The sequence below is a fragment of the Sphingomonas sp. Leaf32 genome, from assembly GCF_001421765.1.
GTDB lineage: Bacteria > Pseudomonadota > Alphaproteobacteria > Sphingomonadales > Sphingomonadaceae > Sphingomonas.
The window spans coordinates 476,429-502,453 of the sequence record NZ_LMLA01000007.1 but is presented as its reverse complement, the minus strand read 5'-3'; the positions used below and the strand labels follow the sequence as shown (position 1 = coordinate 502,453).

General features: G+C 67.6%; 20 protein-coding genes. 12 read left to right on the top strand and 8 right to left on the bottom strand.

The annotated features are described in order from the left end of the window. Nucleotides 1–44: 44 nt before the first annotated feature. The 3 genes from ASE83_RS10030 to ASE83_RS10020 all read left to right on the top strand — a co-directional run bounded on the left by ASE83_RS10030 (nucleotide 45) and on the right by ASE83_RS10020 (nucleotide 5,528). Nucleotides 45–1,835, top strand: coding sequence for an IlvD/Edd family dehydratase (locus tag ASE83_RS10030; protein WP_055788941.1), 1,791 nt, complete (start codon nucleotides 45–47; stop codon nucleotides 1,833–1,835). A gap of 427 nt (nucleotides 1,836–2,262) precedes the next feature. Then, entirely contained in the window at nucleotides 2,263–3,675 is a 1,413-nt protein-coding gene (locus ASE83_RS10025; protein ID WP_055788938.1) for a DUF4139 domain-containing protein, read from the top strand. A 290-nt stretch (nucleotides 3,676–3,965) separates the two neighbouring features. Beyond that, on the top strand, nucleotides 3,966–5,528 hold the full coding sequence (locus ASE83_RS10020) for a DUF4139 domain-containing protein (protein ID WP_156352992.1): 1,563 nt from the start codon (nucleotides 3,966–3,968) through the stop codon (nucleotides 5,526–5,528). A gap of 133 nt (nucleotides 5,529–5,661) precedes the next feature. Here ASE83_RS10020 and ASE83_RS10015 read toward each other — a convergent pair whose 3' ends face one another. Then, complete coding sequence (locus ASE83_RS10015; RefSeq protein WP_235513200.1) at nucleotides 5,662–9,057, bottom strand: acyl-[ACP]--phospholipid O-acyltransferase; 3,396 nt, start codon at nucleotides 9,055–9,057, stop codon at nucleotides 5,662–5,664. A gap of 107 nt (nucleotides 9,058–9,164) precedes the next feature. Beyond that, nucleotides 9,165–10,835 carry an MFS transporter gene (locus ASE83_RS10010; protein WP_055788935.1) on the bottom strand — a complete coding sequence of 557 codons (1,671 nt, stop codon included), beginning with the start codon at nucleotides 10,833–10,835 and terminating at the stop codon, nucleotides 9,165–9,167. Nucleotides 10,836–10,912: 77 nt separating this feature from the next. Between ASE83_RS10010 and ASE83_RS10005 the strand changes: the two genes are divergently transcribed. Next, a complete protein-coding gene (locus ASE83_RS10005; RefSeq protein WP_055789288.1) occupies nucleotides 10,913–11,224 on the top strand; it encodes a DUF167 domain-containing protein in 312 nt (103 codons plus the stop codon). A 303-nt stretch (nucleotides 11,225–11,527) separates the two neighbouring features. On the opposite strand, the gene ASE83_RS10000 is transcribed toward ASE83_RS10005, so the two are convergent. From ASE83_RS10000 to ASE83_RS09990, 3 genes are read right to left on the bottom strand one after another with little or no spacing between them, the layout of a single operon-like run. Further along, a complete protein-coding gene (locus ASE83_RS10000; RefSeq protein WP_055788933.1) occupies nucleotides 11,528–12,691 on the bottom strand; it encodes a glutathionylspermidine synthase family protein in 1,164 nt (387 codons plus the stop codon). Then, nucleotides 12,691–13,434, bottom strand: coding sequence for a PspA/IM30 family protein (locus ASE83_RS09995; protein ID WP_055788930.1), 744 nt, complete (start codon nucleotides 13,432–13,434; stop codon nucleotides 12,691–12,693). The genes ASE83_RS10000 and ASE83_RS09995 overlap by 1 nt, the downstream gene beginning before the upstream one ends. A gap of 15 nt (nucleotides 13,435–13,449) precedes the next feature. Continuing rightward, nucleotides 13,450–13,881: a YjfI family protein gene (locus ASE83_RS09990; protein ID WP_055788927.1), complete on the bottom strand. Its 432-nt coding sequence runs from the start codon at nucleotides 13,879–13,881 to the stop codon at nucleotides 13,450–13,452. 93 nt (nucleotides 13,882–13,974) lie between these two features. Between ASE83_RS09990 and ASE83_RS09985 the strand changes: the two genes are divergently transcribed. Genes ASE83_RS09985 through ASE83_RS09970 form a run of 4 tightly spaced genes read left to right on the top strand, consistent with a single transcriptional unit; the run spans nucleotide 13,975 to nucleotide 16,676 of the window. After that, nucleotides 13,975–14,979, top strand: a complete 1,005-nt coding sequence (locus tag ASE83_RS09985) for a potassium channel family protein (protein WP_055788924.1) — start codon at nucleotides 13,975–13,977, stop codon at nucleotides 14,977–14,979. Then, complete coding sequence (locus ASE83_RS09980) at nucleotides 14,976–15,617, top strand: DUF2491 family protein (protein WP_055788921.1); 642 nt, start codon at nucleotides 14,976–14,978, stop codon at nucleotides 15,615–15,617. The genes ASE83_RS09985 and ASE83_RS09980 overlap by 4 nt, the downstream gene beginning before the upstream one ends. Before the next feature lie 11 nt (nucleotides 15,618–15,628). After that, nucleotides 15,629–16,042 carry a DUF350 domain-containing protein gene (locus ASE83_RS09975; protein WP_055788919.1) on the top strand — a complete coding sequence of 138 codons (414 nt, stop codon included), beginning with the start codon at nucleotides 15,629–15,631 and terminating at the stop codon, nucleotides 16,040–16,042. A gap of 13 nt (nucleotides 16,043–16,055) precedes the next feature. After that, nucleotides 16,056–16,676, top strand: coding sequence for a DUF1190 domain-containing protein (locus ASE83_RS09970; protein WP_055788916.1), 621 nt, complete (start codon nucleotides 16,056–16,058; stop codon nucleotides 16,674–16,676). Nucleotides 16,677–16,898: 222 nt separating this feature from the next. Here the strand turns inward: ASE83_RS09970 and ASE83_RS09965 are convergent, their stop codons facing one another. Next, the gene (locus ASE83_RS09965) at nucleotides 16,899–17,360 is read right to left on the bottom strand and encodes a low molecular weight protein-tyrosine-phosphatase (RefSeq protein WP_055789286.1); all 462 of its coding nucleotides are present in this window, start codon (nucleotides 17,358–17,360) and stop codon (nucleotides 16,899–16,901) included. A 253-nt stretch (nucleotides 17,361–17,613) separates the two neighbouring features. On the opposite strand from ASE83_RS09965, the gene ASE83_RS09960 reads away from it, so the two are divergent. Together ASE83_RS09960 and ASE83_RS09955 are read left to right on the top strand one after the other, a co-directional pair. Further along, nucleotides 17,614–19,695: a carbon starvation CstA family protein gene (locus ASE83_RS09960; protein WP_055788913.1), complete on the top strand. Its 2,082-nt coding sequence runs from the start codon at nucleotides 17,614–17,616 to the stop codon at nucleotides 19,693–19,695. Beyond that, nucleotides 19,679–19,867 carry a YbdD/YjiX family protein gene (locus ASE83_RS09955; protein WP_055788910.1) on the top strand — a complete coding sequence of 63 codons (189 nt, stop codon included), beginning with the start codon at nucleotides 19,679–19,681 and terminating at the stop codon, nucleotides 19,865–19,867. Before ASE83_RS09960 ends, ASE83_RS09955 begins: the two co-directional genes overlap by 17 nt. Nucleotides 19,868–20,177: 310 nt before the next feature. Here ASE83_RS09955 and acs read toward each other — a convergent pair whose 3' ends face one another. After that, the gene (acs, locus tag ASE83_RS09950) at nucleotides 20,178–22,112 is read right to left on the bottom strand and encodes an acetate--CoA ligase (RefSeq protein WP_055788907.1); all 1,935 of its coding nucleotides are present in this window, start codon (nucleotides 22,110–22,112) and stop codon (nucleotides 20,178–20,180) included. A 161-nt stretch (nucleotides 22,113–22,273) separates the two neighbouring features. On the opposite strand from acs, the gene ASE83_RS09945 reads away from it, so the two are divergent. Continuing rightward, complete coding sequence (locus tag ASE83_RS09945; protein ID WP_055788905.1) at nucleotides 22,274–23,935, top strand: MFS transporter; 1,662 nt, start codon at nucleotides 22,274–22,276, stop codon at nucleotides 23,933–23,935. 137 nt (nucleotides 23,936–24,072) lie between these two features. After that, nucleotides 24,073–24,690: a response regulator transcription factor gene (locus ASE83_RS09940; protein WP_055788902.1), complete on the top strand. Its 618-nt coding sequence runs from the start codon at nucleotides 24,073–24,075 to the stop codon at nucleotides 24,688–24,690. 6 nt (nucleotides 24,691–24,696) lie between these two features. On the opposite strand, the gene ASE83_RS09935 is transcribed toward ASE83_RS09940, so the two are convergent. After that, complete coding sequence (locus ASE83_RS09935; protein ID WP_235513199.1) at nucleotides 24,697–25,668, bottom strand: alpha/beta hydrolase; 972 nt, start codon at nucleotides 25,666–25,668, stop codon at nucleotides 24,697–24,699. Nucleotides 25,669–26,025 lie beyond the last annotated feature (357 nt).

Here is a 26,025-nt window from a genome sequence, read left to right as displayed (position 1 = left end):
TTTTTGCCGCCCTGCCCACTGACCCTTGGTGAACCGGAACTTCGATGACCGACATGCCCCCCCTGCGCAGCCGCGCGTGGTTCGACAATCCCAACAATATCGACATGACGGCATTGTATATCGAACGGTATCTGAACTTCGGTTTGAGCCAGGAAGAGCTGCAATCGGGCAAGCCGATCATCGGCATCGCCCAGACCGGCAGCGACCTGTCGCCGTGCAACCGCCATCACCTGGTCCTGGCCGAACGGCTGCGCGAGGGGATTCGCGAAGCGGGCGGCATCGTGCTGGAATTCCCGGTCCACCCGATTCAGGAAACCGGCAAGCGCCCGACCGCCGGCCTCGACCGCAACCTCGCCTATCTCGGGTTGGTCGAGGTGCTGTACGGCTATCCGCTCGACGGCGTGGTGCTGACGATCGGCTGCGACAAGACGACGCCCGCCTGCCTGATGGCAGCCGCGACCGTCAACATTCCCGCCATCGCGCTGTCGGTCGGACCGATGCTGAACGGCTGGCACAAGGGCGAACGCACCGGTTCGGGCACGATCGTGTGGAAGGCGCGGCAGATGCTGGCCGCCGGAGAGATCGACAACAAGGAATTCATCCGCCTCGTATCGTCCTCGGCTCCCTCGACCGGTTATTGCAACACGATGGGCACGGCGACGACGATGAACTCGCTGGCCGAGGCGCTGGGGATGCAGTTGCCCGGCTCGGCCGCGATTCCCGCACCGTACCGCGACCGGCAGGAAATCGCCTATCGCACCGGCAAACGCATCGTCGACATGGTGCGCGAGGACCTCAAGCCCTCGCAGATCCTGACCAAAGATGCGTTCCATAACGCGATCAAGGTCAATTCGGCGATCGGCGGATCGACCAACGCACCGATCCACCTAGCCGCCATTGCCCGCCATATCGGTGTCGACCTGCCGATCGAGGATTGGCAGGAACAGGGGCACAAGGTCCCGTTGCTGGTGAACCTGCAACCCGCCGGCGAATATCTGGGCGAGGATTATTATCGCGCGGGCGGCGTGCCTGCGGTCGTCAGGGAACTGATGGGGGCAGGCCTGATCGCGGAAGGTGCGCTGACCGTGAACGGCAAGTCGATCGGCGACAATTGCCGCGACGCGACGATCGAGGACGAAAGGGTCATCCGCCCGTTCGACCAGCCGCTGAAGACCGATGCCGGCTTCATCGTGCTGAAGGGCAATCTGTTCGACGCGGCGGTGATGAAGACCAGCGTGATCGGTCCCGAATTCCGCGAGCGCTATCTGTCCAACCCGTCCGATCCCGAAGCGTTCGAAGGGCCGGCGGTCGTGTTCGACGGACCGGAGGATTATCACCACCGCATCGACGATCCGGCGCTGGGCATCACGCCGGAAACGCTGCTGTTCATGCGCGGCGCCGGGCCGATCGGCTATCCGGGTGCGGCAGAGGTCGTGAACATGCGCCCGCCGGCGTATCTCATCACCGAGGGCGTCCATGCGCTGCCCTGTATCGGTGACGGGCGTCAGTCGGGCACGTCCGGTTCGCCGTCGATCCTGAACGCCAGCCCGGAAGCGGCGGCGGGCGGCGGCCTCGCGCTGCTGCGCACCGGCGACCGCGTGCGCATCGACTTGGGCAAGGGCCGCGCCGACGTGCTGTTGTCGGACGAGGATCTGGCAACCCGCCGCCGCGAACTCGAAGCGGCCGGCGGGTATCAATACCCCGCGTCGCAGACCCCGTGGCAGGCGATCCAGCGCTCGGTCGTCGGACAGATGTCGACCGGCGCGATCCTGGAGGGCGCCGAAGCCTTCCAGCAGATCGCGCAGACTCAGGGACTGCCGCGCGACAATCACTGAGTTGCGATGGGCCTGAACCCCAACCGTTCGTGCTGAGTAGAGACTGAGCGAAGTCGAAGGCTCGTATCGAAGCACCTGCCACGGTCCTTCGATACGCCGCTTCGACTTAGCTCAGCGGCTACTTAGGACGAACGGAGTATGTTTATCGCCCCATCGCCTCCCCGTTCGGTTCGAGCCTGTCGAGAAGAGGGTGAGGTGAACCATGCCCTGCATGGTTCAGGATTGTCCGGGGGACAATCCGACCTCGCCCTCGTCGAGAACTCTGCGCTTGGGGCGCCCCCTTCTCGACTACGGTTCTCGACAGGCTCGAACCTCCGCTCGAAGCAAACGGAATGGGCGTGGTAAGGGAATGGGGTAAGCCTCACCCGTCTTGCCAACGTAACACCCGCCCGCCACACTCCCCCGACAAACCAACGGGGGGATGCACATGAAACCGAACTGGCTGCTGCTGGCGAGCCTCCTCAGCCCCCTCCCCGCGCTGGCGCAGGACGCCAGCACCCCTGCCGCCATCGCGCCGTCGGCGCAGGGCGATGTCTCGGTCACCATCTATAACGGCGATGTCGCGCTGGTGCAGGATGTCCGCCCGCTCGACCTGCGGAGCGGCACGGTGCGACAGGATTTCCCCGACGTCAGCGCGCAGATCCGCCCCGAAACCGTCTCGCTCGCCGTGCCCGACGCGCGGATCGTCGAACAGAATTTCGACTTCGACCTGCTCAGCCCGTCCAGCCTGATGGAAAAGGCGGTCGGCGAAACCATCACCCTGCTGCGGACCAATCCGGCGACCGGCGCGGAAACCCGCGAGCGGGCAAAGGTGCTGGCGGTGAACGGTGGCGTCGTCCTCCAGATCGGCGACCGGATCGAGGTGCTGCGCGACGACGGCCTGCCGGTCCGCGCGATCTTTGATAACGTACCGCCGTCGCTGCGCGCCCGCCCGACCCTCTCGGTCACGCTCGACAGCACACGCGCCGGCACCCGCCCGGCGACGCTGTCCTATCTCAGCCGGGGGCTGGGGTGGAAAGCCGACTACGTCGCGCTGCTCGACCGCAAGAGCGGCACGATCGACGTACAGGGCTGGGTGACGCTCACCAACACCACCGGCACGACCTTCACCAACGCGCGCACATTGCTGGTCGCGGGCGAAGTCGGGTCCAACGACGACGAGCAGATGTACCGACCCAACCGACCGCGCCGGCAGCCGCTGCAACAAGCCGGGACCGAGACGGCGAACCGCGAGCAGCTGGGCGATTTCTACCTCTATCCGCTGCCCGAACGCACCACCATCGCCGACAAGCAGACCAAGCAGGTCAGCTTCCTCGACGTGAAGGGTGCACCCGCGACCACCGGCTATCGCTTCGTCAATGGCTGGCTCGGCACGACGGAGCAGCCGGCCAGCGCGCAGAGCATCGTCCGCTTCAGCAACGCGGCCAGGGGCGGGCTGGGCGACGCGCTGCCCGCCGGCACGATCCGCGTGTATATGCGCGACGCGCGCGGCCAGCCGCAATTCACCGGCGAGGCGGCGATCGACCACACGCCGCAGGGGTCGAAGATCGCGCTGGCCACCGGCGACGCGTTCGACGTGAAGGTCCGCGCCGTCGTCGAAAGCCGTACCCGGGTCAACGCCAATCGGTGGCAGACGAAGATGCGCTACACGCTCACCAACGCGACGCCGGCCGCCGTGACGGTCGAACTGACGCAGGGCGGCCTCGACTGGAGCGATACCCGCATCACCGACCAGAGCCGCCAGAGCGAGCGCGTCGATGCCGGACAGGCGGTGTGGCAGGTGCCGGTCCCGGCCAACGGATCGACCACCGTCACCGCGACCTTCGACACACGCTACTGATGCGCGGGCAGCGGCGGTTTCGGGGAGCGGACGACACGCCGCGCCTTCCACAACCGTACCCCCGCGCAGGCGGGGGTCCAGGGTTGCTCGGCGCAGAGGTCCGTTGGCTTGGCTCTGGCCCCCCGCCTGCGCGGGGGTACGCCATCAATTTAAGGGGCTGTCGGTGTGCAGCACTCGCCGCAGCCCTGCTCACAACCTCGACGCCGCTGGCAGCACGCGACACCATCTCGACCCGCACCCCGGCGAAGGCCGGGGCCCAGTTGGGGGACGCTGGTAAAGGATCGCAACCCGTGTCCAACTGGACCCCGGCCTCCGCCGGGGTACGAGACGGCGGCGCAAAGGAATCCGCCGCCACCTTCGGCGAACGACGCGAGATCACGATCGCCCCGTACACCGAAACCCCGCTCCCCGTCGTCACCTCCCCCGCCCCCACCAGCATCGCCGTCACCCTCTACCGCGCGCCCGATCGCCCGGCGCGTCAGCCGATCGACCTCGACAACCCACAAGGTTACGCGCTGGTCACCGAAACCCGCCGCGTCACCCTGCCACGCGGCCGCGCGGTGCTGCGCTTCGAAGGGGTGGCGGGCGGGATCATCCCCGTCAGCGCGGTGGTCGAGGGCCTGCCCGGCGGCACGGTCGAAAAGAACCGCGACGCGCGCGTCCTGTCGCCTGCCGCGCTGGTCGACGGCACGCTGGGTAACCGCGTGACGCTGCGCCGCACCGACCGCGCGAGCGGCATCGTGCGGGAGGAGGAGGCGACGATCCTGTCCGGCCCGACCGGCGGCGTGGTCGTGCGGACCCCCAACGGCGTCGAGGCGCTGGGCTGCGTGGGCCTTGCCGACAGTCTGAAATACCGCCGCATTCCCGCCGACCTCGCCGCCAAACCGGTGTTGAGCGTCACCACCGACAGCCCGTCGCGCCGCACCGTCACCGTCCGCCTGTCCTATCTGGCGACCGGGTTCGACTGGTCGGCCAGCTATGTGGCTACGCTGAGCGGCGACCGGCTGGACCTGTTCGCCTGGACCACGCTCGCCAATGGCAATGGCGAAGGGTTCGCCGATGCCGAGGTGCAGGTCGTCGCCGGCCGGCTGAACCGTGAACGCGTGGCGGCGGTGGAGGCGGCGGCGACCCGGCTGCAACTGCGCTGCTATCCGCTCGGCACGACGACGTCCGACCTGCGCAACGAGCAGTTCGAGATGGCGGACGAGATCGTCGTCACCGGTGCGCGCCTCGAACGGGCGCCGCCCCCACCACCGCCGATGGTGGCAATGGCAATGGCACCCGCGCCGCCGCCCCCGCCCGCGCCGGAAAATCTGGGCGACGTAAAGCTCTACCGCGTTCCCAGCCGCACCACCGTCGCGGCGAAGGGCCAGAAACAGGTCGCGCTGCTGCGGCAGGACGGCGTCACCTATACCCGCGTCTATCGTCGCCGCATTCCGATCGCCCAGCCGATCGACGGCGGGCCGCTCGACATCGCGCTGCGGGTAAGGAACGAGAAGGCCGACGGCCTGGGCATTCCGCTCCCCGCTGGCACCACCGCGCTCTACGCCCCGCGCGGGGAAACGGCGCTGCTGGTCGGCACCGGCACCATGACCGACCGAGCGGAGGGCGAAACGCTGCTGATCGGCGCGGGCAGCAGCGGGCAGGTGCTGGTGACCCAGACGCCGCTGACCGGCCGATCCGCCCGGTTGACCGTCACCAATGCCCGCGCCGTGCCGGTCGATGTCGAACTGCCGATCGGCTATCCGGGTGGCAAGGTCGAGGGGGCCGGGCTGGCGCGGATCGACGGCATCCCGACCTGGCGGGTGACCGTGGCGCCGGGCGACACCGCGACGCTCGACTATCGGTATTGATAGCCGCCACTTCGTCGCTCCGGGCTTGACCCGGGATGACGGGGAGGAGACGCGTCCCCAAAAAAGACCGTTCGGTTCGAGCAGCATCGAGCCTGTCGAGAAGCGTCTGTCGAGAACCCCGCCCCGCACGAGCCTACCCGACCGCCATCGCCCCCATCGTCACATAATCCAGCTTCCCCGTGCCCAACACTGGCAGGCTCTCCACCACCCGCACATCGCGCGGCAGCGCCAGTTCGGCCACGCCGTTCGCCCGCCCCCAGGCCGACAATTCTCCCGCCACCGCACCGGGCTGCGTCGTGAACAGCACGAGCTGTTCGCCTTTCTTCGCATCCGGGCGGGTCACGACCGCATGTTCCGCCGCCGGCCAGACCTTCGCCGCATAGCCCTCGACCGCCGGCAGCGACACCATCTCGCCGCCGATCTTCGCGAAACGCTTGGCCCGCCCGCGGATCGTCACGAAGCCGCTGTCGTCGATAGACACGATGTCGCCGGTATCGTGCCACCCGTCCTCGGGCGGCTGCACCACGCCCGGCGCGTCGACCTTCAGATAGCCGGCCATGACGTTCGGCCCCCGGATCGCCAGCCGCGCGCCCTCGGCGATCCCCGGCACCGCCTCCAGCCGCGCCTCGATCCCCGGCAGCAATCGCCCGACGCTACCCGCCTTGAAATGCATCGGCGTGTTGACCGCGATCACCGGCGCCGCCTCGGTCGCGCCATAGCCTTCCATGATGCGCAGCCCGAACTTTTCGGCATAGACGCCACGCGTCTCCGGCCGCACCCGCTCCGCCCCGGCAAAGATGTAGCGCAGCGCATAGAAATCATAGCCGTGCGCCATCCGCGCATAGCCCGACAGGAAGGTATCGGTCCCGAACAGGATCGTCGCATTGGCGTCGTACGCCAGCGCCGGCACGATGCGATAGTGCAGCGGGCTGGGATACAGCACCGTCTTCACCCCCGACAGGATCGGCAGCAGCGTGCCGCCGGTCAGGCCGAAGCTGTGGAACACCGGCAGCGCGTTCAGCACCACGTCCGCCCGGTTGAAATCGATCCGCGACGATAGCTGGAGGCAGTTGGCCAGCAGGTTGCGATGGGTAAGCACCACCCCCTTGGGCACCCCTTCCGACCCGCTGGTGAACAGGATGACGGCGGGCGCATCGGCCGATACCCGCTGCAGCCGGTGCAGCCGCCCGGCCATGCGCGAGCGGACCAGCGCCATGATCTTCGCCCCTGCGCCCAGCCCCTCGCGGATATCCTCCAGATAGCGGACCTTTATCCCCTCGCCCGCCAGCCCCGCGACGACCTCGCCCAGCTTCGCCTGCTCGACGAACGCCCGCGCGGTGACGATCGTCCGGATCTGCGCCGCCATGCACGCCGCGCGCAGATTGGCGAGGCCGGCGGTATAGTTCAGCATCGCCGGCACGCGCCCCGTCGCCTGCAAGGCAAAGAAGGTCACGACCACGCCGTTCACATTGGGCAGCAGCACACCGACCGCCTCGCCCTGCGTCGTACCCGCCGCCAGCGGTCGGGCCAGCGCCTGCGTCCCGGTGACCAGCCGGTCATAGGTCAGCGGCACCCGCTGCACATCCTCGACCACGCCCATGCCGTGCCCGTGCAGGTGCCGCGCATCGATCAGCGCGTCGTACAGCGTCCGGTCGGTATCCGACGTGGCGAAGATCATCTCGCTCATCACGTCGTACAGCCGCCGCCCGGCGATCGCCCGCCGTTCGCGCGCGCTGACCCCTTGCGGAAGCTGGAACCGGCGCGGCGGCAGCACGGTCAGCGCGATCTTCGGGAACCAGTGCAGCCGCGCCTTCCCCTTCAGGCGCGAGAAGCGGCTATATTGCGCGCCGTCGATCCGCACCGGGACGATCGGCGCATCGGCACGGTCGGCGACCATGCCGGGACCGTCGAAAATCTTCATCAGCGCGCCGGTGACCGTGATCCGTCCTTCCGGAAAAATCACCAGCGTCCGCCCCTCGCGCACCGCCTTCACCATCGCCTTGGCCGACATCGGGTTGGTCGGATCGACCGGAAACGCGTCGAACAGCTTCAGCAGCGGCTGCATCCACCAGGCGCGCGCGAAGCGGCTGTGGATCGCGAAGGTCGGCTTGCCCGGCAGAAACGCGGCCAGCAGCAGCCCGTCGAGGAACGAGACGTGGTTGACCACCACCACCGCCCGCTCGCCCGGCGCAGGCATGTTCGCCGCGCCCGCCACCTCGACACGATAGGCGAGGCGCAACGCGGTGCGCACCACCGCCTTGAACACCGTCTCGGGCAGGAGCCAGCAGGAGATCAGCGCGATCGACAGCGTGGCGAAACCCAGCGCGCCGAAGATGCCCGGAACGCTGCTCCCGCCCGCCAGCATCGCGGTGACCACGGCGACCATCGCCACGGTGACCATCGCGTTGATGACGTTATTCGCGGCGATGATCTGCGACCGCTTCTCGGGCGCGCTCCACGTCTGGAGGATGGCGTAGAGCGGCACGACGAACACGCCGCCGCTGAGCGCAATGCCCGCTAGGTCGATCAGCAAATGCCAGCTGCCCGGCGTCGCCAGGAACGCGGCGATGTCCGCGCCCGGCGTCTCCACCACGAAGCGCCCGCTGGTCAGCCACAGGTCGATCAGGAACACCGCCAGCCCGATCGCGGCGATCGGCACATAGCGCGCCGACACCTCGCCCTTCAGCAGCCGGTTGACCAGCAGCGACCCCGCCGCGACCGACAGGCTGAACACCGCGAGGAACAATGTCACCACCTCCGGCGCGGCGTTCAGCGTACCCGCGACCAGCGGGGCGAATTCCGACAAGACCACCGCGCCGACCGAAAAGAACCAGCTGATGCCGAGGATCGCCAGCCACACCCCTCGCCCGCCATGCGCCGCGCGCAGGATCGCGGCGGTGCTGCGAAACGGGTTCAGGTCGATGCGCATGTCCGGCGCCGCCGACGGCGCGCTCGGCACCACCAGCGCGGCAAGGAACCCCAGCACCGCGAAACCGAACGCGGCGACGCCCGCTTCCCATGGCGGAATGATCCCGCCCAGCAATTGTCCGGTCAGGATCGCGACGAACGTCCCCGCCTCGACCAGCCCGGTCCCGCCCATCAGTTCGTGCGGGCGTAGATGCTGCGGCAGGATCGAATATTTGACCGGCCCGAACACGGTCGAATGCACGCCCATCAGGAACAGGCAGGTGAGCAGCACCGGCACCGATTCGAACCAGAATCCGGCCAGCGCCAGCGCCATGATGGCGATTTCCGCGCCCTTCACCGCACGGATCAGCCACGCCTTGTTCCACGCATCCGCCATCTGCCCGGCAAGGCCCGAAAACAGGAAATAGGGCAGGATGAACAGCCCGGTCGAGATCGTCGCCAGTGTCGCCGCCTTGGCCGGATCGGCGCGGTACAGCGTGAAATTGGCGAGGAACAGCAACGCGAACTTCAACAGATTGTCGTTCATCGCCGTCAGGAACTGCACGGTGAACAACGGTGCGTAGCGACGACGGGTCAGCAGCGAGAAATCGGGTGCGGACATGCATTCCCCCTGAACGGGTTCGAACCCGGTTCGAACGCGGGCCAGTGCATAGCCGCGATTCGAACCGTCCGCATCAGGCTACCAGAAAAATAACAGTGTTCAATATATCAGTTGGAGCGGGTCGGATCGGTCAAAGGATCGGCCATTTCGCGTGGGGTCGACAGGCGGCTGACCGGTAGCGATCCGGTCTGGCGCTCGATCATCCGGTGGACGCGCGGCGCCTCGCTCCCCCGGTGCAAGGCCAGCAACGCCTCGCTATTGGCGCGGTCGGCTTCGGTCCGACGCTGGTTGTGGCGGATATAGTCGAGCCAGGTGGAGACGTGATAGCGCTCGATCCATAGCTCGGGATCGTTCAGGTCGCGCAGCAATGCCCAGTGATGCGCCCCGTCGCGCCGCCGGATGCGGCGCCGTTCGTTCATCACGTTCAGGAACGTCATCACGTCCTGCGACGCGATGCGATAGTCGATCGTCACCACCACCGGACCGGACCGCGCCTCGACCGGCACCTCGGTATCGGGCGTTTCCCAGCCGCGCGGGGCGAGGTTGGCGGTCTCGATGTCGCGCAGCGGCAGCCTGAACCCGGCCAAAACGCTCAACATCTGTACCCCCGCCGCGCTCAGCAGCGCGACCTGCACGCCGCGTCCTTCTGCGATCGATCCGAACAGCCAGCTGCCGATGGTCATGCCGCCGAACGCCGCCATCTGGTACAGCGCCAGCGCGCGCGCCACGACCCAGCGGGGGGCGGCCATCTGCACCGATACGTTGAAGGTGCTGAGCGCCGCGACCCAACCCGCACCGGCCAGCACCAACGCCACGATGGTCAGCGGCAGCCACGGGCTGACCGCCGCGATCGCCCCGCCGGCCGACAGCGCGGTGGCGGCGACGCGGACCAGCTTTTCGGGCGCCCAGCGGCGGCGCAACCGCACGCTGGTGAGTGCGCCGCCGACCGCCCCCGCACCGAACGCCCCCAGCAGCGCGCCATAGGTCAGCGGCCCGCCGGTCACCAGGTCGCGCGCGACCAGCGGCATCATCGCCGGCACCGCGCTGGCGGCGATGCCGAACAGCGCGGCGCGCAGCAGCACCGTGCGCAACGACGGCGACATCCAGACGTAGCGGACGCCGGCGGCCATCGCGAGGCCCAGCGTCTCGCGCGGCAACAGGCGCGGGGCATAGTCCGGCTTCCACCGCGCCAAGACCGCGATCAGTCCGATATAGCTCAGCGCATTGGTCAGGAACGCCGCCGCCGCCCCCGCCGCCGCGACGATCGCGCCGCCAAGCGCCGGGCCGACGCTGCGCGCGATGTTGAACCCCATCGAATTGAGCGCGACCGCGCTCGGCAACACGCTGCGCGGCACCATGTCGCCGACCGATGCCTGCCATGCCGGGCCGTTGATCGCGGTGCCGCATCCGATCAGGAAGGTGAAGGACAGCAGCAGCCACGGGCTGAGCAACCCCATCCACGCGCAGACCGCCAGAGCGACCGAGACGATCAGCATGAAACCCTGCGCGGCCAGCATCACCCGCCGCCGGTCGAGATTGTCGGCGACCGCGCCTGCCCACAGCGACAGCAGCATGATCGGCAGCGTCGTCGACGCCTGCACCAGCGCGATCATCTGCGGCGACGCCGCCAGCGACGTCATCATCCACGACGCGCCGACCGACTGGATCAGCCCGCCGAAGTTGGACGCCATCGACGCGATCCAGATGGCGCGAAAGATCGGGATCGACAGCGGAGAGCTATGCGTCGCGGTCGCGGTCGTTGCGGGGGTCGATGCCATGACGGGTGAATGCGGGAAGCGCCGCTTTGTGCCAAGCCACTTGCATCGACGATCGTCGCGGCGGCATGGGACCGGCGATGCGCGATCCCTTCACCCTCGACGCGAGCGGCGCGACGCTAACGATCCGCGCGACACCCAAGGCGTCGAAGACGGCGGTGACCGGCGTGGTCGCGCTGGAGGGCGACGCCACCGCCCTCGGCCTGCGCGTCGCGGCGCCACCGGTCGACGGGGCGGCGAATGACGAAGTGGTGCGCTTCGTGGCGAAAGTGCTGCGCGTCGGGCGGGGATCGGTGACGCTGGTCAGCGGGCAGACCAGCCGGGTGAAGCGGTTGCGGATTGTCGGGGATGTTGTGGCGTTGGAGGCGGGACTCGGTGCACTCCTGCCTTGATCGTCATTCCCGCGAAGGCGGGAATCCATACACGCAACACTGCGGCTCCATCACGATCGTCAGCGGCAATGGGTTCCCGCCTGCGCGGGAACGACGATAGGGGCTACGCGCCGTCCGCCCCCCCTCGTCATCCCGGCGAAGGCCGGGATCCATGGAAGCTGCCCCGTAGCGCATCCATCGGCACCGCCCGACACAATGGATTCCGGCCTACGCCGGAATGACGAACCGTTTGCGGGAAATAGCCCGCTGGAAACCGCTCCGGCTAAGGTTCGCCGGAATGACGGAGCATCTGCGGAAACCCCCTCAAACAATCACATGCGGCACGAACCGGGCCAGATCGCGCGTGATCGGGCCGTCATCCTCGCGCACCGACAGCGCGACGGCCTCGTCGCCGACGATCCACGACCCGACCACCGCATGATTGCCATCGAACACCGGCAACGGGCTGAGCGCCTGCACGACATGCCCCTCGTCGCCATAGCCGCCCTCCGGCCCGCGCGCCGTCGCGGCCCCGTCGACCAGTTCGATGTCCCACCCCTCGCGCGAAAAGATCGGCTTGCGGACATAGGCCGCTCCGATCTCGGCCAGCGCGGCGGTGTCGTCGGCAAAGGCGGCGGGCAGCAGGTTCGGATGCCCCCGGTGCCGCTGCCAGAGCAGCGGCAGGATGCCCTTGTTCGACAGCAACGCCTTCCACGCCGGTTCGAGGAACAGCGTGCGCGTCGCGGCCAGTTGCTTGGCATACGGCTCGCGCAGCATGTCCTCCCACGGGTACAGCTTGAACAGCGCGGCGATCAGCACGTCGTCGCCATCGACGAACGCGCCGTCGCCATCGACGCCGATCCGGTCGATCGCGACGAACGCCGGGTCCAGCCCCGCCTGCCGCGCGACATCCTCCAGATAGCGGACCGTCTGCCGATCCTCGACATGATCATCGACCGACGCGAAATGCACCGTACTGCCCTTGGTGAACAGCGTGCCGAAGCGTTCGACCAGCGCATCGTGCAGCCGGTTATACTGGTCCGCCCCGGCGGCAAGCGTGCCGTCGGCGATGCGATCCTCCAGCCACTGCCACTGGAATAGCGCGGTTTCGAAGATGCTGGTCGGCGTATCGGCGTTATATTCCAGCAGCTTGGCCGGGCCGGTCCCGGCAAAGGCGAAATCGAACCGCCCGTACAGGCTCGGCGCGTGTGCCTTCCACGACGCCGCCACCACGTCGCGCATGTCCTGCGGAATGGCGAGGCGGTGCATCAGCGCGTCGCTGCCGACCACCTCGTCCACCAGATCGCGGCACAGGGCGTGGAGTTCGGCGCTCGGCCCCTCGATCCCCTGTTCCACCTCGTCGAGCGAGAAGGCGTAATAGGCCCCCTCCTCCCAATATTTCTGCCCGTCCTGATGGTGGAAGGTGAATCCCATCCGCTCGGCGGTCGCCCGCCAGTCGGGGCGTTCGGCGACCGCGCGGCGTTCCATCAGTCGCGCCCGATCGTCCCGCCGTCGCGCGTCCCGTCGGACAGGCGCGGCGCGGCGTCCTTGGGGGCGGACAGCCGGGCGAGGATGTCGTCGGCGCTCGACGATCCGGGCAACAGCCCGGCGGCCGACAACTTGGCGTCGAGATCGGCGCCGGTGCGCATGTCCTCCAGCTCGGCCGATGCCTTGAACTTCTCCTCGCGGATCGCCTGCCGCTCCTTCAGCCGGGCCAGGCTGTCCGCCGCCGACCCCAGCGACGATGCCGCACCGCCATAGCTGCTGGCGACCGAGGCCTGCGCCTTCTGCACGCTCTCGTTCGCGCGCACGACGTCGACCTCGCGACGCAGCGCGTCGATCTTGCCGTCGCCGGTCTTGATGATGCCGCGGATCTTGTCCTCGGCGGCGCGCATGTCGGCGATCTGCGGCGTCTTGCTCGACTGTTCCTGCTCGATCGTGGCGAGGCGCTGCGCGACTTCGCGCGCCAGGTCCATGTCGCCGCGCGCCATCGCCGCGCGGGCCGAGGATTCATACTTGTCGCGCTGCGAGGTCAGCGCCTCCAGGTCCTTTTCCATCATCCGCCGCTTGGCGGTCAGCGTCGCCAGGTCGTCGCGCGCCTTGGCCTGCAGCGACCCGGCATCGCGGATCTGCTGGTCGAGGATCGTCAGCGCCTTCGCATCGACGATCGACTGGCCGGTTTCATGCGCGGTGCCCCGCACCAGCGCCACGAGGCTCTTCCACATCGACATTGATCCTACCTTCCGTTACGCGGCGAATTCGGTGCGCAGTTCGGACGCCGCCTCGATCGCGTTCTGCGCCAGAACGCGCAGTTCGATCAGCACGGTATGCAGCGACGATTCGACCGACAGTTCACCCACCAGTTCATAATATTCGCGTCCGCCCACTTCGGCGATGGCGAAATTCGACAGCGGCACCAGCTTTTGCGTCTTCAGCAGGAATCGGTTGAATGCGTGCTGGTCCGCCTGCTCGTCGACCGGCCACAACAGGCTGGACACGACGATCTGTTCGCCCGCGACCGAGGCGAAGATGGCGAGGTCGCCGAAATGGTGCATGGTGATCTTCAGGACCGGTTCGGCCTGCTCGATCTGCTCGACGGTCAGTTCGTCGGCGAAATCCGGCCCGCGCAGGGCATCGGCCAGGCCCGTGGTCGTCCAGCTACGGGGTGCGTCGTCCATCCATCCCTCCGAAACGTCGGCCCGGTGGTTTGGCCGCGCTTGACACCCCAAGCATAAGGCGCGACCAAAAAGCAAGGTGGGGGCGGTCGAAGGATGAAGCCATTCTCTCTGGGCACATATCTGCGGCGGCTCTACCTCGCGGCCAGCGAATTGCATCGCGGCGTGCTGTTCGCGCTGCTGGTGCTGCACATGACGCTATCGTGGGAGCTGCTGTCCTGGGCGGGCGAAGCCGACCTGGCGGCCCTGCCCGCCTATCTCTACTGGTATGCGACCACCGCCTCGACGGTCGGCTATGGCGACCTGTCGCCGAAATCGGACATGGGCCGGATCGTCACCGCGCTGTTCGTCATGCCCGGCGCGATCGCGCTGTTCACCGTGTCGATCGCCCGCGCCTTTGCCGGGGTGTCGGCACGCTGGCGGCGGCGGCGGATGGGCCTGGGGGACTATAGCGCGATGCGGGGCCATATCGTTCTGGTCGGCTACGACCCCGATCGCACGCCGCGCATGATCGCGGAGATCGTCGCCGACGGGCAGGGCCATGAACTGGTGCTGGTCGCGACGGAGGAACTGGCGGGCGATGCGACCACCCACCGCTTCGTGCGCGTGCCGTCGCTGACCGCGCCCGCCGATCTTCGGCGCGCCGGTGTCGCGACCGCCGAACGCGTGATCGTCTATGGCCCGTCCGATCCGGACACCCTCGCCGCGACGCTGGCGGTGACCGCGCTCAACGACACCGGTCACGTCGTCTGCTTCCTGCGCGACCCCGACACCGCAGGCCTGCTCGCTGCCCACTGCCCGCAGGTGGAGGTCGTGCTGACCCCGACCGTCGAACTGGTGGTGAAGGCGCTGAGCGATCCCGGCTCCAGCCGCCTGATCGCGCAACTGGCCAGCCATACCGACGACGGCGGCACGCTCTATGCCACGACGGCGCGGGCGGGCGGCAGCTTCGACGACGCCGCGCGCGATCTGCGGACGCGCGGCGGGATATTGGTCGCGACCTGTGGCGCTGGCAGCAATTCGCCGGTATTCGACCCCGCGGGCCAGGTCGCGGTCGGCGACCGGCTGTTCTACATCGCGCGGACAAGGATCGCGGCATGATTTTCGGCAGCCTGTTCGGCGGCAGTGGTTCGCGGGACGACACCCCGGCGGTGGCGGTGGTGCGCAACATCACCATCGGACGACAGGTCCGGCTGGACGCGCTGGCATGGCGGCGGCTGAGCGGCGCGGCCTTCACCCTCGAACGCGACACGTTGGAAATCACCGCGCAGGGGCTGATCCGGCTGGATGATGGCAGCCATGTCCATCGTTTCTACACTGACGACGAACTGATGCTGCAGGCGGTCAGCCAGCGGGCGGACGGGACCGACGCCGACGACTTCACCCTGTTCCGGCCCTGGTCGTCGAGCTATCCGACCGACTGGGCCGATACCGGCGCATTCCGCCAGCGCCTGTCGCAGCCGCTATGGGACGAACCCGGCCTCGCCCGCTTCGACCGCTTCTGGTATCCCGACGACGATCGGGTGCAGCCGCCGGTCGAACTGTGGGAAGCGGTGTATGAGGAACGTACCGGCCGCCCGGTCCGCCATATCAAGCAGGCCTGTATGCTCTACGCGCGCGAAGTCCCGCCCGAGGGACAGGAGTTGCTGCTGGCGCTGGCGATGCAGCCCGAGGGTGGCGACCTGACGCACGAGATCATGGTCGGGCTGCCGCTGCTACCCGCCGAATTCAACGCCTGAAGGGGATCGGGATGTTCGATATTGCCTATTTCATCGACGGAGCGGTGCACTTCGTCGTCGCCTTCGGCCTTGCCTGCCTGTTCCTGACCGTCTTCAAATGGCTGTATCAGGTGTCGACCCCCTATGACGAACGCGCGCTGATCGCGGCGAACAACCCCGCCGCGGCGGTGGCGCTGGGCGGGGCGATCATCGGCTTCGCGCTGCCGCTCGCCTCCGCGCTCGAAGTGACCGGCAGCCTCGTCGAATTCGCTGCCTGGGGCCTCCTGGCGGGCGTGATCCAGATCGTCGCCGCCTTCATCATCCGTCGCGTGATCGTGCGCGACATGACTGCGCGAATCGAAGGCGGCAACATCGCCAGCGCGATCTACAGCGCGGCGACCTCGATCGGCGTCGGGCTGCTGAACGCCGCGTCGATGACCTATTGAGAGGGTTGCGCCCATGACCACCCTGCCCCCCCGCCGCAAACGCTCGGTCGCCGCCGGCCTGTCCGCCGTCGGTGCGGTCGCGATGCTGTCGGGCTGCGACGACAATAACGAACAGGCGCGCTTCGGCCCGCCGACCGAGGTCGCCGCGTTCCAGACGGTGCAGCAATGCGTCGACAGCGGCCAGTACGACCGCGCCACCTGCACCGCCGCCCAGCAAAAGGCGTTCAACGACGACGGCAAGGCCGCCCCGCGCTACGACAGCCAGGCGCTGTGCGAGGAACAGTTCGGCGCGGCACAGTGCCAGCGCCGCACCGAGGGCGGCCAGAGCTTCTTCACGCCGCTGCTCACCGGCTTCCTGATCGGCCAGATCCTCAACAACAATTCGGCGCGCTACAATTATGGCGGCCTGTATCGTAGCCAGCGCGACGGCGGCTGGTACACGCCGGGCGGCGCGTATCTCAGCCCGAACAGCGGCTATCGCTACAATGTCGGCAGCAAGGCGATCACGACCCCGGTCACGACCCAGCGCATCCAGACGCGCAGCTCGGTCGTGTCGCGCGGCGGCTTCGGCGGCCGGGTAAGCGCACGCTCCAGCGGCGGCTGGGGTGGGGGCGGGCGGTCGTTCGGGGGGTAGGCCCTCGCGCGCGCGATCACGTCACCCCGGCGCAGGCCGGGGTGACGCCGTTGGAGCGTGATGACCTCGAATAGAACCGTTCGTGCTGAGTAGGGACTGAGCTTGTCGAAGGCCCGTATCGAAGCACCCTTGACGGTCCTTCGACACGCCGCTTCGACTGTGTTCAGCGGCACCTCAGCACGAACGGTTCCATTTGACGTCATCGCGCTCCGGCGGGCACCTCTACCGCAACCCTGCCACGATCGCCGCCGCCGCTGCCGATACATCCCCCCACGTCACCGCAAAGCCGGCGGCATCGCCATAATAGGGGTCGGCGACCGCTTGCCCCGCGCGCGCCGGCACCACGTCCATCAGCAAGGCGACCACCGCCGTCGCGTCCACCGGCATCCGACGCCGCAACTCGGCCAGATTGTCGTGATCGAGCGCGTAAATATGGGTGAAGCGCTGAAAATCCGCCGCCTGTACCTGTCGCCCGCGATAGCCGGAAATGTCGATCCCATGCCGCCGCGCCTCGGCCTGCGCCCGCCGGTCGGGGGGATCGCCGACATGCCACGCCCCGGTACCGGCCGAATCGACCTCCAGATCGACCCCGGCCCGCGCCGCCGCATCGCGCAGCGCTGCCTCCGCCAGCGGTGAGCGACAGATATTGCCGAGGCAGACGAACAGGATCGAGCGGGTGGGCATCATCGGAATACTGGGCGTCCCATGCAAAAAAACAAAACCGTTCGTGCTGAGTAGGGGCTGAGCTTGTCGAAGACCCGTATCGAAGTACCTGGCCTCGGACGATCCTTCGATACGCCGTTTCGACAAGCTCAACGGCTACTCAGGACGAACGGCGCAAGGCGTGACAGGTCCTTGAAAGCTCCCGCCTTGCACGAAACCCATGGCATCCCCTGCAACCTTCCGCCAATACTCTCCCAAAACCGGGGAGAGGCGCATGGCAACGGCAGCACGGACACCGATCGCACCGACCAGCATCGGCGGCTGGCTCGGCTGGGCGGCGGTGGCCATCATCGGCGCGGTGGCGCTCGGCTGGATCGCGCTGATGCGCGGCGAGCCGGTCAACGCGCTGTGGATCGTCGTCGCCTCGCTCTGCGTCTATGCCATCGCCTATCGCTTCTACGGCCTGTTCATCGCGTCGCGCGTGCTGCGCGTCGATCCCTCGCGTGCCACTCCGGCGGTCCGCCGCGACGACGGGCTGGATTATGTGCCCACACACAAGGGCGTGCTGTTCGGCCACCATTTCGCCGCCATCGCCGGTGCAGGACCACTGGTCGGCCCCGTCCTCGCGGCACAGATGGGCTATCTCCCCGGCACGCTCTGGCTGCTGGCCGGCGTCGTCTTCGCCGGGGCGGTGCAGGACTTCCTGATCCTCTATTTCTCCACCCGCCGCGACGCGCGGTCGCTGGGCGACATGATCCGCAGCGAAATGGGGCTGATCCCTGGCACCATCGCGCTGATCGGCGTGCTAATGATTATGATTATCCTGCTCGCAGTGCTGGCGCTGGTGGTGGTCAAGGCGCTGACCGGCAGCCCGTGGGGCACCTTCACCGTTTTCGCGACCATCCCGATCGCGGTGCTGATGGGGCTGTACGGCCGCTTCCTGCGTCCCGGCAAGATCGCCGAGATGTCGGTGATCGGCTTCGTCCTGCTGATGGCGGCGATCGTCGGGGGCGAGCCGGTGGCGCATTCGCCGGTCTTCGCGCCGATGTTCACCTATTCGGGCACCGCGCTGGCGCTGATCCTGATGGCGTACGGCTTCGTCGCGTCGGTTGCGCCGGTGTGGCTGTTGCTCGCCCCGCGCGATTACCTGTCGACCTTCCTCAAGATCGGGGTGATCGCCGGCTTGGCCCTCGGCATCCTGATCGTCCGCCCCGATTTGCAGATGCCGGCGATCACCCACTTCATCGACGGCACCGGCCCGGCATTTTCGGGCAAGCTGTTCCCGTTCCTGTTCATCACCATCGCCTGCGGTGCCGTCTCCGGCTTCCACGCGCTGATCGCCAGCGGCACCACGCCGAAAATGATCGCGAGCGAGGCCGATCTGCGCTTCATCGGCTACGGCGCGATGCTGACCGAGAGCTTCGTCGCGATCATGGCGCTGATCGCGGCCTGCGTGCTCGACCCCGCCGTCTATTTCGCGATGAACGCCCCGCCCGCCCTCATCGGCACGACGGCGCAGTCGGCGGCGCAGGCGATCGCCCAGTGGGGCTTCGTCGTCACCCCCGACATGCTGACCCAGTTGGCGCGCGACGTCGGCGAAACCAGCATCCTGTCGCGCGCGGGCGGTGCCCCGACGCTGGCGGTCGGCATGGCGCATATCCTGTCACGGGTGATCGGCGGACAGGCGATGATGGCCTTCTGGTACCATTTCGCCATCCTGTTCGAAGCGCTGTTCATCCTGACCACGGTCGATGCCGGCACCCGCGTCGCCCGCTTCATGATCCAGGACCTGCTCGGCAGCTTCATCCCCTCGATGAAGGAGACGCAGCGGATCGGCCCCAACCTGATCGGCACCGCGCTGGCCGTCGCCGCCTGGGGCTATTTCCTCTACAGCGGCGTCACCGACCCGCTGGGCGGCATCAACACGCTGTGGCCGCTGTTCGGCATCTCGAACCAGATGCTCGCCGCCATCGCGCTGATCCTGTCGACCGTCCTGCTCTTCAAGATGAAGCGCGACCGCTATGCCTGGGTGACGATCGTCCCGACCGCATGGTTGCTGATCTGCACCCTGACCGCCGGCTGGCAGAAGCTGTTCGACGCCAATCCGAAGGTCGGCTTCCTCGCCCATGCCCGCGTCTTCTCCGACGCGATGGCCCGTGGCGAAATCCTCGCCCCCGCCAAGACGGCAGCGGAGATGCAGCGGATCATCCTCAACGACCGCATCGACGCCGCGCTGTGCGTGCTGTTCATCGTCGTCGTGCTGTCGATCCTCGCCTATGGCATCGGCGCGATCCGCAAGGCGAAGGCATCGCCCGTTCCCACCACGCAGGAGGTCGGCGATGCGCTTCCTGCATAGGCTGGCGGAGGGCGCGCGGCTGATGGTCGGCGTCCCCGATTACGACCGCTACGTCGCCCATCGCGCGGCGCATCACCCTGGCGAACCGGTGATGACGCTCAAGCAATTCCACCGCGACCGCATCGCCCGGCGCTACGGCACCGGCCCCGGTGCTCCGCCGAGGTGTTGCTGAACGCCGGCCCACGGCACACCCCTACGCCAAGCACGTCACCCCAGCGCAGGCTGAGGTGTCCCGCAGCAAAGAGACCGCGCTACACCCGAGAGATCCCAGCCTCCGCTGGGATGACGGTCGTGGCAGGTAAGGACGCCGCCCAAGACACAACCGTACCCCCGCGCAGGCGGGGGTCCAGGGCCGCAAACGTGACACCTGCTCCCTTCCGTCACCCCGGCCTTGACCCGGGGTCCCGCTTCTACTGCAATGGGCGAGGAAAGCGGGACCCCGGGTCAAGCCCGGGGTGACGGGCGGGGTGGGTGACAGCCCCTCATGCCGGGCGGATGCGTTCGCTGACCAGCGTGTCGACCACCGACGGGTCGGCCAGCGTCGAGGTGTCGCCGAGGTTCGACGTGTCGTTCTCCGCGATCTTGCGCAGGATGCGGCGCATGATCTTGCCCGAGCGGGTCTTGGGCAGGCCCGGCGCGAATTGCAGCGCGTCGGGGGTGGCGACGGGGCCGATTTCCTTGCGGACCCATGTACGCAGTTCGGCGCGCAGCTCGTCGGTCGGTTCGTCGCCGGCGTTCAGGGTGACATAGGCATAGATGCCCTGGCCCTTGATGTCGTGCGGCATTCCGACGACGGCCGCCTCGGCGACCTTGGGGTGGGCGACCAGCGCACTTTCGACCTCGGCGGTGCCCATGCGGTGGCCGCTGACGTTGATGACGTCATCGACCCGGCCGGTAATCCAGTAATAGCCGTCCGCGTCGCGACGCACGCCGTCGCCAGTGAAATATTTGCCGGGATAGGTGGTGAAATAGGTCTGGAAGAAACGGTCGTGATCGCCCCACACCGTCCGCATCTGGCCGGGCCAGCTATCGGCGATGCAGAGGTTGCCCTCGGTAGCGCCGGTCAGTTCCTTACCTTCGGCATCGACGATCACCGGCTGCACGCCGGGCAGCGGCTTGGTCGCGCTGCCGGGTTTCAGGTCGGTGGCATAGGGCAGCGGGCTGATGAGGATGCCGCCGGTTTCGGTCTGCCACCAGGTATCGACGATCGGGCAGCGGCGGTCGCCGACGACGCGGTGATACCAGTCCCATGCCTCCGGGTTGATCGGTTCGCCGACGCTGCCGAGCAGGCGCAGCGACTGGCGGCTGGACTTGGTGACCCAGCTATCGCCCTCGCGCATCAGCGCGCGGATGGCGGTGGGGGCGGTGTAGAAGATGTTGACGCCGAGGCGATCGATCGTTTCCCAGAAGCGGCCATGGTCGGGATAGTTGGGCACGCCGTCGAACATGACGGTCGTCGCGCCGTTGCTTAAGGGACCGTAGACGACATAGCTGTGCCCGGTGACCCAGCCGATATCGGCGGTGCACCAGAACACTTCGCCATCCCGGTAATCGAACACGTCGCGGAAGGTCGTGTGCGCCCATACCAGATAGCCGCCGGTGGTGTGCAGCACGCCCTTCGGCTTGCCGGTCGAGCCGCTGGTATAGAGGATGAACAGCGGGTCCTCCGCGTCCATCGGTTCCGCCGGGCAGTCGGGCGAGGCTTGCGGGAGCAGGTCGTGCAGCCAGAAGTCGCGGCCCTCGACCATCGGCACGTCGCTGCCGCTGCGACGGATGACGATCACGGTGTCGACGCCGGGGGCGTGTTCCAGCGCCTGGTCGACATTGGCTTTCAGCGGAATGCGCTTGCCGCCGCGACAGCCTTCGTCGGCGGTGATGACCAGACGGCTGTCGCAATCGACCAGCCGGTTGGCGAGGCTGTCGGGGGAGAACCCGCCGAACACGATCGAATGGATCGCGCCGATGCGGGTGCAGGCGAGCATCGCGGCGGCGGCTTCGGGCACCATCGGCAGATAGAGGGTGACGCGATCACCCTTCTTCACGCCCTTGTCCTTCAGGACGTTGGCGAAGCAGCAGACCTGTTGATGGAGTTCGCGATAGGTGACCTTGCGGGTTTCGCCGGGTTCGTCGCCTTCCCATAGGATGGCGACCTGATCGCCGCGTTCGGCAAGATGACGGTCGAGGCAGTTGACCGATACGTTGGTCTGGCCATCGGCGAACCAGCGGATGCGGAAATCGGCCTCGTCGAACGACGTGTCCTTCACCTGAGTATAGGGTCGCGACCAGTCGATGCAGCGGCCGCCCTCGCGCCAATAGCTCTCGGCATCGGCGACCGATGCGGCGTAGCGCGCGTCATAGTCGGCGCGGTCGATGCGGGCGGCGTCGTCGTGCGGCGCGGCATGGATCGTCTGGGTCATATCTCTCTCCTGTGCGCCTGATGTGCGGTTCGGGTGGCGGGCGTCAAGCCACCGGTCGCTACGACCAAGGTTGTACTGGCGGTCATGGCCGCGATGCGTGACACTGGCGCGGCAGAGAGGTGCCGGCTTGAAGACCGCGCCCGGACGAGAGAGGATGCCGCATGGCGGAAGCAACGACGGCCGGGACGACCCCCAAGGGCCAGAACGAGAAACTGGTGATCGCCGCGTCGTCGCTGGGTACCGTGTTCGAATGGTACGACTTCTACCTGTACGGGCTGCTCGCCAGCTATATCTCCAAGCAGTTCTTTTCGGGCGTGAACGAGACGACGGGGTTCATCCTCGCGCTGGGCGCGTTCGCGGCCGGCTTCGCGGTGCGGCCGTTCGGGGCGCTGGTGTTCGGGCGGATCGGCGATCTGGTCGGGCGCAAGAACACGTTCCTGGTGACGATGGGGCTGATGGGCCTGTCGACTTTCGCGGTCGGCCTGCTCCCCTCCTATGCCAGTATCGGCGTGGCCGCGCCGATCATCCTCGTCCTGCTGCGGATCGTGCAGGGGCTGGCGCTGGGCGGCGAATATGGTGGCGCGGCGACCTATGTCGCGGAACATGCGCCCGACGGGAAGCGCGGGCTGTACACGAGCTTCATCCAGACGACGGCGACGATGGGGCTGTTCGCGGCGCTGCTGGTCGTGATCGGGTTCCGTACCGCGCTGGGCGAGGAGACGTTCGGCGGGTTCGGATGGCGGCTGCCGTTCCTCGTGTCGATCCTGCTGCTGGGCGTGTCGATGTGGATAAGGCTGCAATTGTCGGAAAGCCCGGTGTTCCTGAAAATGAAGGAAGAGGGCAAGACGTCGAAGGCCCCCCTGACCGAAGCGTTCCTGCGCTGGCCGAACCTGAAGCTCGTGCTGATCGCGCTGTTCGGGGCGGCGATGGGCCAGGCGGTGGTGTGGTATACCGGGCAATTCTATGTCCTGTTCTTCCTCGAAAAGATGATGAAGGTCGACGGGGCGACGGTGAACGTGCTGCTTGCCGTGTCGCTGGCGCTGGGGACGCCGTTCTTCGTGTTCTTCGGCTGGCTGTCAGACAAGATCGGGCGGAAATGGATCATCATGGGCGGCTGCGCGCTGGCGGCGCTGACCTATTTCCCGCTGTTCGGGGCGCTGACGAATGCCGCCAACCCGGCACTGGCGGCGGCGCAGGTCGAATCGCCAGTGCGGGTCACCGCACATGACGGCGATTGTTCGGTGCAGTTCGATCCGATCGGACGCAACAAGTTCGACGCCCGGAGCTGCGACATCGCCAAATCCTATCTGGCGAAGAACGGCATCAGCTACACCAATGTCGAGGCACCGGCTGGCACCATCGCCAGCGTTGCGGTCGGCGACCGGCTATTGGTCGCGCCGAACCCGGCGGCGGTGACCGGGCCGGCACGAGCGGCGGCGATCACCGCCTATCAGGGCGAGGTCGCGGCGGCGCTGGCGGCGGCGGGCTATCCGGCGAAGGCCGATCCGGCGACGATCGACAAGCCGCTGGTGGTGCTGATCCTGTGGTTCATGGTGATCCTGGTGACCATGGTCTATGGCCCGATCGCGGCATTGCTGGTCGAACTGTTCCCCAGCCGCATCCGCTATACCTCGATGTCGCTGCCCTATCATATCGGCAATGGCTGGTTCGGTGGGTTCCTGCCGACGACGGCGTTCGCGATGGTCGCGGCGACCGGGGATATCTATTACGGGCTGTGGTATCCGGTGGTGTTGGCGGTGGTGACGCTGGTGCTGGGCGTGCTGTTCCTGCCGGAGACGTTCCGGCGGAATATCCGGGATTGATGATCGCGGGGATCGACACGCAACCATTCCCGTCTCCCCGGGCTTGACCCGGGGTCCCGCTTCTTTCTCCACCGTCGCAGAAGAAGCGGGACCCCGGATCAGTTCCGGGGTGACGACGGAGAGACGAGAACAGGCCGATGACCACCATCCTCGTCGCCGACGACCACCCCCTGTTCCGACAGGCGCTGACGCTGGCGGTGCTGCAGGTCCGTCCCGACGCCCGCATCGTCGAGGCCGGATCGCTCGACCGCGCGGTACAGGCCGTGCGCGACGCGGGCGACCTTGCCCTGATCCTGCTCGACCTGAACATGCCCGGCGCGGTCGGCTATAGCGGCGTGGCGCTGCTTCACGCCGAAGTACCGGAGGTGCCCATCCTCGTCGTGTCGGGCGCCGACCGCGCGGCGGCCTTCGCGCAGGTCGCCCGCTTCGGCGCGGTCGGCTTCGTCGGCAAGGACGCGGCGCTGGATTCGATCGAAGCCGCCATCGCCGCCGCCCTTGCCGGCGATCGCAAGTCACCCGACGCCGCACCGGCGGACGACATGGCCGCCCGCGTCGCCGCGCTCACCCCCACCCAGTTGCGCGTACTGCTCGGCGTCCTCGCCGGCCGCCTCAACAAACAGATCGCCCACGACCTCGGCATCGCCGAAGCGACGGTGAAGGTCCACATGACCGCCGTGCTGCGCAAGCTCGACGTCGGCAACCGCACCCAGGCCGCCGTCGCCGCCCGCGCGCTGGGGCTGGAAGTTATGGGCTAACCCCCGTCACAACATCCCCAGATTGCGCAGCCACTGCGCCACCTGTCCCGGCCATTCGCGCGTGACCGGATCACCCGTCGGCCGCATCCCGAACGCATGGCCGCCCTTCGCATAGAAGCGCAGGTCGACCGGCACCCCCGCATCGTTGAGCGCCAGCGCATAGGCCAGCGGCTGGCGCACCGCGTCCATCGGGTCGTTCATTGCGTGCAGCAACAGCGTCGGCGGGGCCTTCCGATCAATCGTGACCCATGGTCGCAGGTCCAGGCTGTTGCGTCCCTTGCTGTCGTCCAGCATCCGCGCGGTATAGGCGATGACCGTGAAATCCGGACGTGGCGACTGGCGGTCGGCGGCATCGCGCACGGGGTAGGTCCGGACCTCGGTATTGCTCATGTTCGCCGCCAGATACGCGCCCGCCGAAAAGCCGATCACCCCCAGCTTGTGCGGATCGATGCCATAGGTCGCGGCATTCGCGCGCAACAGCCCCATCGCCCGCTGCGCATCCTCCAGCGCCAGCAGCACGCTGGGCCGCTGCTGGCGCCCGTCCACCTGTGGCCATATCTGCGGCACGCGATATTTCAGCATCGCGCAGGTCATCCCCTGCGCGACCACCCAATCGCAGATTTCGGTTCCTTCCAGATCGGTCGCCACCACCTGAAACCCGCCGCCCGGCAGGACCAGCACCGCCGCGCCGCTGTTGCGCCCCTTCGGCCGGAACACCGTCATCGTCGGCCGGGTGACATAGCTCGCCCAATGCCATTTGCGCCCCGCGACCAGCCCGGTGCCGTTGCCGGTCGCCTCCGGCCGGTCGCCGGTATCGGGCTTGGCCAGCACGGTATCCGCCGACCACAACGGTGTCTGGATACCACCATCCGGCGCCTGCCAATCGCCGACCCGCTCGTTCTTCGGCAGCGGCGCGGCCGCCTTGTCATTGGCCGTCAGGCACAGGGCAAGCGGCAACAGGGCAAGGATGCGCGGCAAGACGGACCTCCGTGAAACGCCACGCCGGAGCGGCGGGCTGCCCAACGCTATGCGGCGCACGCCATGCGGACAAAGGATGATTGGTCAGGCCGATCCCCAGCTTTCCTAAGGATCAACGCAGGGAAGCCACACAACCCAAAGCCCGCCGCCCCCGTCACCCCGGACTCGATCCGGGGTCCCGCTTCTTCTCTACCTTGCCGAAAGATCCGGCGGATGGCCCTGTCCTACAGGACCACGACCTGCGATGGTCCCGCTCGCTCTTTCCCCTCGCCGTTTTCACCCTCTTTTCGCGCCTGTTCGGTCACGCGACGAAAACGCGGCAAGTGTGAACTTCGTGAACTTTGGCCGATTTTTCCT